Genomic DNA, 12,511 nt, shown 5'->3' with positions numbered 1-12,511 from the left:
GGGAATTACTTGAGGAAGCCCGTGGAAATCCACGGAATGGCGGCGACGAGAATCAGGCCGACGATCAACGCCGCGATATAGCCGATGATCGGCTTCATGCCTTCGTCGGGATGAATGCGGCTCACCGCGCACGCCGAGTAGTAGCCGACGCCAAAGGGCGGCGCGAACAGGCCCACGCCCATCGAAAGGATCACGACCATCGCGTAGTGCACGTCGTTGATGCCCATTTGCCGGGCGATCGGGAACATCAGCGGACCGAACAGCACGATAGCGGGAATGCCTTCGAGCACGCTGCCGAGCACGATGAACACGAGGATCGAGGCCGCCATGAACATCCACCCGCCGCCGGGCAGCGCGGCCATCGCACGCGCGAGCTGGCCCGAGAAGCCCGATTGCGTGAGCGCCCACGCCATGCTCGTCGCCGCGCCGATGATGAGCAGGATCGCGCCGGACAGCGCGGCGGTATCGATCAGCATCGGCTTGAGACGCGCCCATTCGAAGCGGCGATAGATCAGCAATCCCGCGAGAACCGCATACGCGATGCCGATGGTCGATACTTCCGTCGCCGTCGCGATGCCTTCGACCACGGCCGCGCGAATCACGAACGGCAACGCGAGCGCGGGCAGGGCGATGGCGAGCTTGCGAAGAATCTCGCCGCGCGACGCACGCTTCACATTCGACAGATCGTCCACGCGATAACGCCACCACACGACCGCGCACAACGTGATCGCGAGCACGATGCCCGGCAGCATGCCGCCCGTGAACAGCGCGGAAATCGACACCCCCGTCACCGAGCCGAGCGTGATGAGCACGAGACTCGGCGGAATGGTTTCCGTCTGCGCGCCCGTCGCCGCGAGCAGCGCGACGAGATCGCCGGGTTTCGCGCCGCGCGCTTTCATCTCGGGAAACAGCACAGGCGCGACGGCGGCCATGTCGGCGGCTTTCGAACCGGAGATGCCGGACACGAGATACATCGCGCCGACGAGCACGTACGACAAGCCGCCGCGCACGTGCCCGAGCAGGCTCGCGAGGAACGCGATCATCGCGGCGGCCATGCCGGTCATCTCGATCAGTTGCCCGAGGAACACGAAGAGCGGCACGGACAGGAGAATCAGATGCGACATGCCTTCGTCCATGCGCCCGACCACGACGACGAGCGGCGTGCTCGTCGTCAGCGCGAGATAGCCGAAGGTCGCGAGGCCGAACGAAAACGCGATGGGCACGCCCGAGAGCACGCACAACGCGACGAGCCCGACGAAGAAGATCAGCAGGTTCAGATTGCCGAGATCCTTCAGCACGGGACTCGCCGCATAGAATGCGCCCGCGATGGCCGCGACCGCGGCGAGCGCGCCGAGCACGAGCTTCCAGTCGCCGACGCGTGCGAGCCGCAGGCACGCGACGAGCAGCATCAGGCCCGAGCCGATCGGCAACGCAGCCGCGCGCCACGAGTTGGGGATGTCGAGCGCGGGCGTCGTGATGAACGCTTCGTCCTGGGCGAAGTCGAGGGCGGGGCCGATCACCATCGCCAGGAACGCGAGCGGCGCGGCGATCGCGACGACATCGAGAAACGCGCGCACGCCCGGCGACGCCATGCCGACGAGCGCCGTCATCCGCATGTGCTCGCCGCGGCGCAACGCGACGACCGCGCCGAGCATCGCGAGCCAGAGGAACAGCATCGACGCGAGCTCGTCGGACCAGACGAGCGGCGTGTGCAGCGCATAGCGGCTCGTCACGCCCGCCAGCAGCACGACGATCTCGGCCACGACCAGCAGCGCGGCCGGAATCTCGACGATATGGCCGAGCACGGAATCGAGTTTCGCGGCGATACCGCGATGCGGCGCCGGATGCGGAAGAGGAACCGTCTGCATGGTCGTCATACCAGTTTGCCGGTGTATTTTTCGAGCACGCCCCAGCCTTGCTCGCCGTACTTCGATTTCCAGTCGCTATAGAAGCTCGTTTTCTTCAACGCGCCGCGGAACGCTTCACGATCCACCTCGACGATGTTGATGCCCTTCGCCTTCAGATCGTTGCGCAGGCTCGAATTGAGCTTCGCGATGTCGGCGCGCTGGTTCATGCCGGCCGCTTCGAATTCACGCGTGACGATGGCGCGCATGTCGGCGGGCAGCTTCTCCCACGCGCGGCGATTGCCGAGAATCCAGTACGCGTCCCACACGTGCGACGTGAGGCTGATGGACTTCTGCACTTCATAGAGCTTCGCCGTCGCGATGATCGGCAACGGGTTTTCCTGACCTTCGACCACGCCCGTCTGCAACGCGGAATACAGCTCGTTGAAGTTGATGGGCGCGGGACCGGCATCGAGCGACTTGAACAGCGAGGTGAGCATCGGCGCCTGCGGCACGCGAATCTTGAAGCCCTTCAGATCGGCGGGCGTCTTCACGACGCGCGTCGACGAACTCACTTGACGGAAGCCGTTGTCCCACGGCTTCGACACGGCGATGATCCCCGACTTCTCGATCTGCTGGCGGACATAGCCGCCGAGATCGCCGTCCATCGCTTTCCAGACGGCGTCGTAGTCGGGGAACGCGAAGCCCGTGTTGACGATGCCCGCTGCGGGCGTCAATGTCGCGAGAATCGACGATGCCAGGTTGAAGAACTCGACGCCGCCGCTGCGCACTTGCGAGAGCAGATCGGTATCGGAACCGAGCTGGTTGGCGGGGAAGAGCTTGATGTCGAGCCTGCCTCCGGTGGCTTCGCGAATCTTGTCGCAGGCCTGCTGCCCGCGAATGTTCACGGGATGCGTCGGGTCCTGACCCGTCGCGAGCTTGTACGAGAACTCCGCCGCCGATGCGCGGCGCGTCGTGATGGCAAAGAGCGGCGCGGCCGCGGCGATGCTCGCGCCCGCCTTCAGGAACGTGCGCCGGTCGATGCCGCTTTCTTTCGTGCGAGTGGTCATGGTGTGCTCCTCCAAACCTGATGATGTCGATATAAGTGTTGTTATTCGAAGCCGCGTGCTTCAGCCGTTTTAGCCGTGAATCAGCATGCCTCCGTTCACGTCGATGACCGCGCCGGTGATGTACGAGGAAATCGGCGACGAGAGAAACAGGAACGCGCCCGCGACGTCATCGGGCACGCCGAGGCGATTCAGCGGAATGCCCGCGAGAATCTCGACACGCTTTTCGTCGCTGATCTTGCCCGCGTTGATATCGGTCTGAATGAGGCCGGGCGTCACGCAATTCACGCGAATGCCGTCGACGCCGAACTCGCGCGCCATCGCCTTGGCGAGACCGAGCACGCCCGCCTTGGCGGCGGAATAGTGCGGGCCGCCGAGAATGCCGCCGCCGCGTTGCGCCGATACCGACGACATACAGCCGATCGAACCGCCGCCGTTGCGCTTCATCACCGGCACCACCGCTTGCGACAGATACAGCACGCCGCGCAGGTTCACGTCGAGAATGCGGTCCCAGCTTTTCGGATCGATGTCGAGGAGCTTCGCGGCCTGCGTGATGCCCGCGTTGTTGATGAGAATGTCGATGGCGCCGAAGTCCGTGACGATGCGATCCACGGCGGCGGCGCACGCGGCGCGGTCGGTCACGTCGCACACATAGCCGCGATGCTCCGGCCCGATGCTGCCGGCCGCTTCGCGCGCGGCGGCTTCATCGAGATCGAGAATGGCGACCTTCGCGCCGTGCTTCGCGAACATGCGCGCCGTCGCCATGCCGATCCCGCGCGGCGATGCCGCTCCCGAGATGACGGCGACCTTGCCTTCGAGAAGACGCGACTCTGACATGATTTGATTCTCCAAATGTTCGTGGTTGATGAAGGCTTAGCCGAGCCAGCCTTTGATGGTGTTGCACATCGCTTCGGTGGAAATGCCGTAGCGATCGTGCAGCGTGGGTAGGGCGCCGGCGTCGAGAAACGCATCGGGCAGGGCGATCTGGCGGAAGGCGGGCGTGACGCCCGCGCCGAGCAGCGTGCGCGCGACGGCTTCGCCAAGACCGCCGATCAGCGTATGGTTTTCCGCGACGACGACCATGCGGCCCGTGCGCTTCGCCTCGCGCAGGATGGTCGCGGTGTCGAGCGGCTTGATCGTCGGCACATGGAGCACGGCGACGTCGACGTTGTCCTGCTGCAAGGCCTTCGCCGTCTCGAGCGAGCGCATCGTCATGATGCCGGTCGAGATCAGCAGCACGTCGTTGCCGTCACGTAAAAGCTTCGCCTTGCCGAGCTCGAACCGATAGCCGTATTCGTCGAGCACGGCGGGCACGTTGCCGCGCAAGAGGCGCGCGTACACGGGGCCTTTGTGCGCGGCGATGGCCGGCACCATCTGCTCGATGTCGAGCGCATCGCACGGATCGATGACCGTCATGTTGGGCATCGCGCGCATCAGCGCGAGGTCCTCGGCGGCCTGATGGCTCGGACCGTAGCCGGTCGTGAGTCCCGGCAGCGCGGCGACGATCTTCACGTCGAGATTGTCTTCCGCGATCGTCTGGTGGATGAAGTCGTAGGCGCGGCGTGTCGCGAACACGGCATAGGTCGTGACGAACGGCTGCGCGCCTTCGTGCGCCATGCCGGCCGCCGCGCCCATCAGCAATTGCTCGGCCATGCCCATCTGGTAATAGCGCTCAGGAAATTCCTGCGCGAAGACATGCAGGTCCGTATATTTGCCGAGGTCGGCGGTCATGCCGACGATGTTCGCATTCGTGCGCGCGAGTTCGACGAGTGCGTGGCCGAAAGGCGCGGATCGCGTGACTTGTCCTTCGCCCGCGATCGACGCGATCATCGCGGAGGTTTTCAGTCGCGTGCTCATGCCTGTCGTCCTTGTTCGAGTGCGTCGAGCGCGAGCTTCCATTCGTGCGCATCGACACGAATGAAGTGATTCTTTTCGCGCTGTTCGAGGAACGGCACGCCGCAGCCCATCTTCGTGTCGCACACGATGATGCGCGGCTTCGCGTCCTTCAAATTGCGCGCGTTGTCGAAGGCCTGCTTCACGGCGCGGATGTCGTTGCCGTCGATGCGCTGCGTGTACCACCCGAACGCTTCGAGCTTCTCGACGAGCGGCTCGAACGCCATGATCTGCGTCGATGGGCCATCGGCCTGCTGATTGTTCACATCGACGATGGCGATGAGGTTGTCGAGCTTCCAGTGCGCGGCGGACATCAGGCCTTCCCAGATCGCGCCTTCGTCGAGCTCGCCATCCGAGAAGAGCGTATAGACGAAGGATGCCGAGCCTTTGCGCTTCAGGCCCAGGCATCGTCCGACAGCGATCGTCAAGCCTTGCCCGAGCGAGCCGCCGGACATTTCCATGCCGGGCGTGTAGCTCGCCATCCCGGACATCGGCAGGCGGCTGTCGTCGCTGCCGTAGGTGTCGAGCTCGTCTTCGGGCAGCACGCCCGCTTCGAACAGCGCGGCATAGAGCGCGATCGCGTAATGACCGTTGGACAGCAGAAAGCGGTCGCGCGCTTCCCATGCGGGATCGTCCGGACGATGATTCATCGCGCCGAAATACGCGACGGCCAGTACATCGGCGATGTCGAGTGCCTGGCCGATGTAGCCCTGGCCTTGCACTTCGCCCATGAGAAGCGCGTTGCGGCGAATGCGATACGCATGCTCCGCGAGTTGCGCGATGTCGTTGTTCACGCGTCCTGTCTCCATCGTTTTATTAGCGGCCCATGCGACTCCGGGTATTCCCTCGAATCGGGTGGCCAGCGAGTACGTATAAGCGTATTGATTTGGACAGTCGCGCTCAAACGAATTAAAGTGGCTTATCGTTGAATTGAATTCATCCGAACACTGCAATGCACAATCGCGTGACGCTCAAGTCGATACAGGCATTCGAGGCTGCGGCGAGACTGTCGTCTTTCGCACTTGCAGCAGATGAACTGTTCGTGACGCCTTCGGCGGTGAGCCATCAGATCAAGCTGCTGGAAGAGCAATTGAGCGTGCGGCTCTTTCATCGCGTGCATCGCGCGGTGATCCTGACGGACAGCGGCCGGCACTACGCGGAAGAGATCGGCGCGGCGTTCGCGCGCATCGAGAAAGCCACGCGCGACATCGGGCGCGTGGCGAAGAGCGACATCCTGACCGTGCATTCGACGCCGAGCTTCGCCACGCAATGGCTCATGCCTCGGCTCGCGCGCTTCTCGTCGCGGCATCCGGATATCGATTTGCGGCTGCATGCGTCGAACGATCCTGTCGATCTGACGCGCGCATCCGTGGACGTCGATTTGCGTTACGGCGCGCGCAAGCTGCAGCCGGCGGGCACGCTGGTGCTCGACTTGCCATCGGAGACCATCGTGCCGCTGTGTTCGCCGAAACTGATGGAAGGGGCGCACCCGATTCGCACGGTGGCGGATCTCAAGCATCACACGCTGATTCACAGCGAGAATTGCCTCGTCGGATGGCGCGACTGGATGCGCATGCATCGAAAGACGCCGCTCGATATTTCGCGCGGGCCGCGCTTCGATCGCTCGTTCATGGCGATCAGCGCGGCCGCCGACGGCGTCGGCGTGTGTCTGGAAAGTCTGCTGCTCGTGCAGCGCGAGCTCGATGCGGGAAAGCTCATCGCGCCGTTCGGCTTCGACGGTCTGAGCGTGAACGGTTATACGCTGAACCTGCTCAAGTCATCGGTGGATCTGCCGAAGGTGAAGAGCTTTCAGGACTGGCTTTTCGAGGAACTGGGCTGATCGCTCGTGCCATCGATGACGGCGCCGTGACGCGTGGCAAGGCGCTTTCGCTCAGTCGTCGAATTCGCCCGCTTCCAGAGCTTCGGAGAAATCGGTGAGCCAGGTGGCAAAGTGATCCGTGTCGTAGATCGCCTTCTTGCCGTTGGTGATTCGCGTGACGGAGATTCGCCGCGTGGCGCCGGTTTTGTTGTTCGCCGGAACATCGACATCGTCCGTGATCTGAAAATCACGCAGTTCGAGTCCCCGGTCTGCAAGCACGGCTTTGACGTCTTCCTGTTCGTCCCAGGAAAACTGGGAGAAGTCATGGGCTGTCATGCGGTCTCCTCGCGCGGTGAGCGAACTGCATGTCGGAAACGGTTCGCAAAAGCGAACGATCGCTTTAATCCCTGAAATACTCAAACAGTATATTCGAGCGGATTCGGTTCTATTCGCCGATCAACGCAGCATTCGATCCGCGTGTCCGTCTTTGGTCTCGGGCGCGACGGGCGCTTGTTGCTCCGGTGACGCTTGCGCCAGCTTCATCAACCGCGCGAGAACCGGCCAGCGGCCAAGCGCGCCGAGATATTCGATCTGCGCCTGGGCATCGAAATAGCGCTTTGCATCCAAACCGCTCACCCGTCGAGCGAGCGCGTCGACGTCATGCCCGCCACGCGCTTGCTTCGAGGGGCTTTGTGCGCTGGTTTCCCTGCTCATTTCTGATTCACCCATACGCCATCCGGCGTCTTCACGACATAACCAGTCGCCGTTTTCATCGTGACCGTTCCTTCGTTCTCGCCGATCATCGGCGTTTCGGGCAAGTCGGCCGCATACTGCGCGAGCGTCACGCCCGGCTTGAACGGGCTGTTCGATACCAGGTTCGACACCAGTTGTGCGACCGCAAGGAAGCTCGTTGGCCGATCGATGACCGTCGCCGGTCCATGATCGCCATTGAAGCCCACGAGGCGCACGCCAACCGGCCCATGCACGACGCTCGGCGTCGGAATCTCGCGCAGGCCCGCAATCTGGTTGTCATCGCCGCGCAGCGCAGCGCCATGCTCCGGCACGAACACGATCACCGCGCGCCGGCCCGATTGCTGGATCAAGTCCGCGAAGCGGTCGAAGTCGCTCATCAGTTTGTTCACGCGGATCGGGTATGAATCGATGCTCGACAGCTTGCTATTGGGCAGGCGATTGCCGTCGTGCAGACTGATGGTGTTGTAGTACAGCGCGACCGGTCCCGGCACCTTCGCGCGCTGCGCATACCAGTTCGAAAGCGTCCCGTAGTCGTCCATGATCGCCGAGCCGTCGAATGCGTGCATCGCGACGGGTGCGGCCGTGTTCGGGATGAACGGCACATTGGGCACCCCGAGATTGTCCTTCACGATCTGCGTGAAGTTGTCGAAGTGGCCGTCATGATTGAACGTGACCTGCGGCGTGTACCCGGCCTGGGCGAGGTCCGCCATCAGATGGCACTGCGCGGGTGAGTCCTTGTACAGGTCCGTGTGCGCCTGCTGGCCGCACGATGCGCGCAGCACGCGGATCGCCGCCGGCCCGCTATAGCTGGCCGCCGTGCTGAAGTTCGTGAAGAGATAGTCGAAGTGCGACAGCATCGGGTGATTGCGCGCCTTCGCGACATCGAGGTCATCCCACGAAAGCGAGCAGATATGCAGCACGATCACGTCGAATTGCGCCTGCGAATCGCCGGCCAGATGGCCGAACGCGACCTGACGTTGCGGCTCGGCCGCACGGAACGCGGCGAGGGTGGCGTCGTAATCGGAGCGGCCCGCGGCTGGTCCGCTCGCCGGAGCGGCCGGAGCGGCCGATGCGGCCTGCGGGTTCGCATGCATGCCCGCGAGGACGGTGCTTGCGCCCTGCCACACGGGCAGTGCGATGAGCGCGATCATCACGAAGGTCGCAACGCGCAGCCAGCGGTTGACGATGAGATACGTCACGAGTCCGCCCAGCGCGATGACGACCAGCATCGGCGGAAGGAAGCGCGGGAGCAGTTCCAGCCAGTAGCCGAAGCTGAAGGTTCTGAGGTTGCCGAACTCCTCGACGATGCGCGCGAACGGCGGCACGTTTGCCTCGCGGTACATGAGCGGCAAACCGATGACGAGACCCGCCAGAAGCCGCATGGCACGCAAGACGCGCGAGCGCAGCGGCGAACTCGCCGCGAGCGCGGCGGCGAACCCTATGTTGGCAAGCCACAAAGGCGTGAGATGACCCGTGGAAAACAGAGCCAGCTTGATGATGAAATACAGGTTCCAGAACGTCATCTTCGAATCTCTTTTGCGCTTTTATGCATCGGGTTGTCCGGCACGCGGTATATCTTCATGGCGTACGGTCCAGCGCGAGTTTTGCGACGAGCGCGCGGCGCACGCCATCGAACAGCCGCACATAGCCTTCGATACCCATCGACAGCACGTCCTTCAGGCCTTTGAGCGGCGCGTCCTCGTCGGTGCGCTCGTCCCAGTCGAGCCATGCGTCGGCGCGCCCGAACGTGCATTGCACGAGGCGGCGCTCGTCATCGAGACTCAGGGCATCGAAGCGCACGCCCAGATGCGAGCCCGCGAGACGCGTCACGCGCACGGGGAAGTGGAATTGCCGCTCGCCCCGGCTCACGATCACGCCGAGCGTGTCGCCCGGTTCCAGCGGCAACTCTGCATCCACGATCAGGCCGAGGCCTCCCGTCGAATAGTCGCTCGTGGTGCATGCGGCCGTGCTGCCGTCGTGGAGCACGAGCATCGCCGGCATGCGCATGGCGATGCGGTGCGTGACGCGTACCTGCCTCGCCTCGCGCGCGACGCTCATCGCCGAGCCGAGCATGACCAGGTTGTAGGTGGTCCAGAACACGTTCATCAGGATGGTCGGCCCTTCGTCGCCCGCGTCGGCCGCGAGGCGGTAGAGACCGACTGCCATCGCGAGCGCATTCACGCCGAGCAACACGAGATAGGGCTTGCTCATCACCCAGTCGATATAGGTCTCTTCGATGCGCCCGCCCTTGTCCGTCACGTTGAACTTGCCGTGCTTCGGGCTGAAAAACGCGATGGTCGTGGGCAGCGCGATATACCAGGCGAGCACCGACTCGTACACCTCCGCCCAGAATGAATGGCGGTACCTGCCCTGCATGCGCGAGTTCGCCACGTTGGCGATGACGATGTACGGCAGCACGAAGCTCGCGATGGTCGTCGCGGCCGCGTTGATGAAGTACATCCCGAAGAAGAGGTACCACATCGGCATCGTCAGGAACACGAGGCGCGGGATGCCATAGAAGAAGTGCAGCATCGCGTTGCCGTAGCACAGGCGCTGAAAGAAGCCGAGTCCGCGTCCGAGAAACGGATTGTCGATGCGGAAAATTTGCGCCATGCCGCGCGCCCAGCGCGTGCGCTGCTTGATGTGGCTCGCGAGGCTTTCGGTGGCGAGGCCCGCGGCCTGCACCGTCGGCAGATAGGCGGTGGTATAGCCGCGCCGGTGCAGCTTCAGCGCCGTGTGGGCGTCCTCGGTCACGGTCTCCACGGCGATGCCGCCGACTTCCTCCAGCGGCGCGCGCTTGATGACCGCGCAAGAGCCGCAGAAGAACGTGGCGTTCCACAGGTCGTTGCCGGCCTGCACGAGCCCGTAGAACAGGTTGCCTTCGTTCGGCACGCGGCGGAATGTGCCGAGATTGCGCTCGAACGGATCGGGCGAGAAGAAGTGATGCGGCGTCTGCACCATCGCGCATTTCGGATCGGCGAAGAACGTGCCCATCGTCGCTTGCAGGAAGGAGCGCGTCGGAACGTGATCGCAGTCGAAGATCGCAATGTACTCGCCCTCAGTCTTCGCGAGCGCGCGGTTGATGTTGCCCGCCTTCGCGTGCAGGTTGTCGTCGCGCGTGATGTAGCCGATGCCCGCCTCGCGCGCGAGCGCCTCGAACTCCGGGCGATGACCGTCGTCGAGCAGATAGACGCGCAGCTTGTGGGCCGGCCAGTCGATGCCCTGCGCGGCGAAGAGCGTCGGCCTCACGACGCTGAGCGGCTCGTTGTAGGTCGGAATGTAGACATCGACGCTCGGCCAGTCGGCGGGATCGTCGGGCAGGCGCGAGACCGCGCGCTCGAGCGGCCACGCGGTCTGCACGAAGCCGAACAGCAGGATCATCCAGGTATAGGCCTCCGCGCCGAACAGCACATAACCAACGATGGCCTCGCCCGGCGTGCGGAAGGTGAGCGTCTGCGTCGTGCGCCACCAGACGTAGCGCGCCATCACGAGCAGCGCGAGCGAGGCGAGCATCAGCACCGGCAGGCGGCCCGGCAGACGGCGGATCGCGAGCGCGAAGACCGTCAGCACGGCGAAGAACACGAACTGGCCGCCGGCGGCGAGCGGCGACGTGCCGACGAACATCCAGAGCAGCGCGCCTATGCCGACAAACACCGGCAGCAGCAGGCGTGCGCGGCCGATGCGCCGCGCGCCGCCTTCGAGTCCTTCGCCCCAACGCGTCCAGGGCAATGCGTCGAGCACGGCGGCGACGCGCCGCCGGCACCAGCGGATCGCGACCATCGCCGGCGTGAGGATGCGCCCGACGAAGTTCAATACGGCGTGCACGCGCGCCGAGATGCTCCTGGCATTGGCATCGGCTCGCGGCGGCCGCACGAAAGCGCGCAGCAGCCATTCGAGCGGGCTGTGCACGTCGATGACGCCCCATTCCGCCGCCCAGCGCAGCACGAAGGCGCGCAGCAGCGCCCGGGCGATATCGCGCCGGCCCGCGCGCGGCGGCTTGAAGAAGAGCCGCACGCACCAGTCGAGCGGCGAGCGCTCGTCGGGCAGGCTGAGGCCGCGCGCGATCCAGCCGATGGCGCGCTCGCGAAATCGCGGGCGGTCCGCGCGCGGCCGACTGCGGTTCTCGTGCGTCATGACGGCGCTCTCGCGGTGTGCGCGGGCAGCCATGCATCGACGTGTTGCGCGAGCCCGTGCAGGTCGTGCGAGGCCTGCGAGTGCGGCGCTTCGTCGAACAGCCAGCCGCCGCGCGCCAGGGATTCCGGCATCGCCGCGTCCAGATGGATGCGCTGGGCGACGGGCGCGCCGCCGGCAGCGACGCGCAGCATCGCGAGAACGTCGCGCTGCATTTCGCGCGCAGGATTCAGCCGGTTCACGACGAGCCGCACATCGGCGCACGACGCACGCAGCGCTGGAAGCTGCGCGACGAACGTCGCACACGCGGCGGGCTCGGGCGGGCACACGCACAGCACGAGATCGGCCGCGCGCGCGGCGTGATCGGCCTGCGGCGACGGATAGCGCGGCGTGTCGATCAGCACGACACCCGTATCCGCGAGCCCTATCTCGCCGATCGCGCGCGCGAGCCAGTGAGGATTCGCGGCGAGGCGCGCACTGCACGCGGCGGCCTCGGCAAGCGTGAGTTGTCCATGCGGCACGAAGAGCACGCCTTCGTCGTTGCGCCAGGTGTGCTCATGCCAGACGTGCGACGCGTCGGTCAGCGCCTGCGCAATGCCTTCGCTTGCGAGCGTATCCAGACCGAGCCAGGTGCCGAGGATGTTCTGTGGATCGAAGTCGAGCGCGACCACCTCGCGTCCGAGGCGCGCGAGCAGCACCGCGAGCGACGCGGCAAGCATCGTGCGGCCCGCGCCGCCCGCCGTCGAAACGATTGCGATGGTTTTCATGAGCGGGCTTCCGCTTGCGAGGAATCGGTCGAGGCCGATGCCGAGGGCGGCGCATCCGCTTCCGGCACGAGCCGCGTGTTGAGCGCGACGGCTTCGATGCGGCACGGCACCGCGTCGCGCACATCGAAGTCGCGCGCGGCGGCCATGCCGCGCCGCGCGCCGCCGCGCTGCCAGATGATCCACGCGGGCACGCCGGCCAGAGCGCCGAGCAGAACGGAAATCAGCAGAATGTCCATG

Annotated in this window: 12 protein-coding genes; 1 reads left to right on the top strand and 11 read right to left on the bottom strand. The window is 64.9% G+C overall.

Annotation, left to right across the window (positions count from 1 at the left end):
* Nucleotides 1-5: 5 nt before the first annotated feature.
* The 5 genes from AC1Z32_RS37760 to AC1Z32_RS37740 form a co-directional block, all read right to left on the bottom strand.
* Entirely contained in the window at nt 6-1,868 is a 1,863-nt protein-coding gene (locus AC1Z32_RS37760; RefSeq protein WP_483484151.1) for a TRAP transporter large permease, read from the bottom strand.
* A gap of 5 nt (nt 1,869-1,873) precedes the next feature.
* Complete coding sequence (locus AC1Z32_RS37755; RefSeq protein WP_483483955.1) at nt 1,874-2,914, bottom strand: TRAP transporter substrate-binding protein; 1,041 nt, start codon at nt 2,912-2,914, stop codon at nt 1,874-1,876.
* 69 nt (nt 2,915-2,983) lie between these two features.
* Complete coding sequence (locus tag AC1Z32_RS37750) at nt 2,984-3,748, bottom strand: SDR family NAD(P)-dependent oxidoreductase (RefSeq protein ID WP_483483954.1); 765 nt, start codon at nt 3,746-3,748, stop codon at nt 2,984-2,986.
* Nucleotides 3,749-3,784: 36 nt separating this feature from the next.
* Nucleotides 3,785-4,768, bottom strand: a complete 984-nt coding sequence (locus AC1Z32_RS37745; protein WP_483483953.1) for a transketolase family protein — start codon at nt 4,766-4,768, stop codon at nt 3,785-3,787.
* Nucleotides 4,765-5,613: a transketolase gene (locus tag AC1Z32_RS37740; RefSeq protein ID WP_483483952.1), complete on the bottom strand. Its 849-nt coding sequence runs from the start codon at nt 5,611-5,613 to the stop codon at nt 4,765-4,767. Before AC1Z32_RS37740 ends, AC1Z32_RS37745 begins: the two co-directional genes overlap by 4 nt.
* A 143-nt stretch (nt 5,614-5,756) precedes the next feature.
* Here AC1Z32_RS37740 and gcvA point away from each other — a divergent pair, with 143 nt between their 5' ends.
* Nucleotides 5,757-6,644, top strand: a complete 888-nt coding sequence (gene gcvA, locus AC1Z32_RS37735; protein ID WP_483483951.1) for a transcriptional regulator GcvA — start codon at nt 5,757-5,759, stop codon at nt 6,642-6,644.
* Between the two features lie 51 nt (nt 6,645-6,695).
* On the opposite strand, the gene AC1Z32_RS37730 is transcribed toward gcvA, so the two are convergent.
* The 6 genes from AC1Z32_RS37730 to AC1Z32_RS37705 form a co-directional block, all read right to left on the bottom strand.
* The gene (locus tag AC1Z32_RS37730; RefSeq protein ID WP_483483950.1) at nt 6,696-6,959 is read right to left on the bottom strand and encodes a hypothetical protein; all 264 of its coding nucleotides are present in this window, start codon (nt 6,957-6,959) and stop codon (nt 6,696-6,698) included.
* Nucleotides 6,960-7,079: 120 nt separating this feature from the next.
* A complete protein-coding gene (locus AC1Z32_RS37725) occupies nt 7,080-7,337 on the bottom strand; it encodes a hypothetical protein (protein ID WP_483483949.1) in 258 nt (85 codons plus the stop codon).
* The gene (bcsG, locus tag AC1Z32_RS37720; protein ID WP_483483948.1) at nt 7,334-8,899 is read right to left on the bottom strand and encodes a cellulose biosynthesis protein BcsG; all 1,566 of its coding nucleotides are present in this window, start codon (nt 8,897-8,899) and stop codon (nt 7,334-7,336) included. Before bcsG ends, AC1Z32_RS37725 begins: the two co-directional genes overlap by 4 nt.
* Before the next feature lie 55 nt (nt 8,900-8,954).
* Complete coding sequence (gene bcsA / locus AC1Z32_RS37715; protein WP_483483947.1) at nt 8,955-11,510, bottom strand: UDP-forming cellulose synthase catalytic subunit; 2,556 nt, start codon at nt 11,508-11,510, stop codon at nt 8,955-8,957.
* Nucleotides 11,507-12,274: a cellulose biosynthesis protein BcsQ gene (bcsQ, locus tag AC1Z32_RS37710; RefSeq protein WP_483483946.1), complete on the bottom strand. Its 768-nt coding sequence runs from the start codon at nt 12,272-12,274 to the stop codon at nt 11,507-11,509. Before bcsQ ends, bcsA begins: the two co-directional genes overlap by 4 nt.
* Entirely contained in the window at nt 12,271-12,510 is a 240-nt protein-coding gene (locus tag AC1Z32_RS37705) for a hypothetical protein (protein WP_483483945.1), read from the bottom strand. Before AC1Z32_RS37705 ends, bcsQ begins: the two co-directional genes overlap by 4 nt.
* Between the last annotated feature and the right edge of the window lies 1 nt (nt 12,511).

It is taken from the genome of Caballeronia sp. 11_S32, assembly GCF_056930355.1.
The sequence above is the reverse complement of the archived record's forward strand: the minus strand, read 5'-3'. Positions and strand labels throughout refer to the sequence as shown.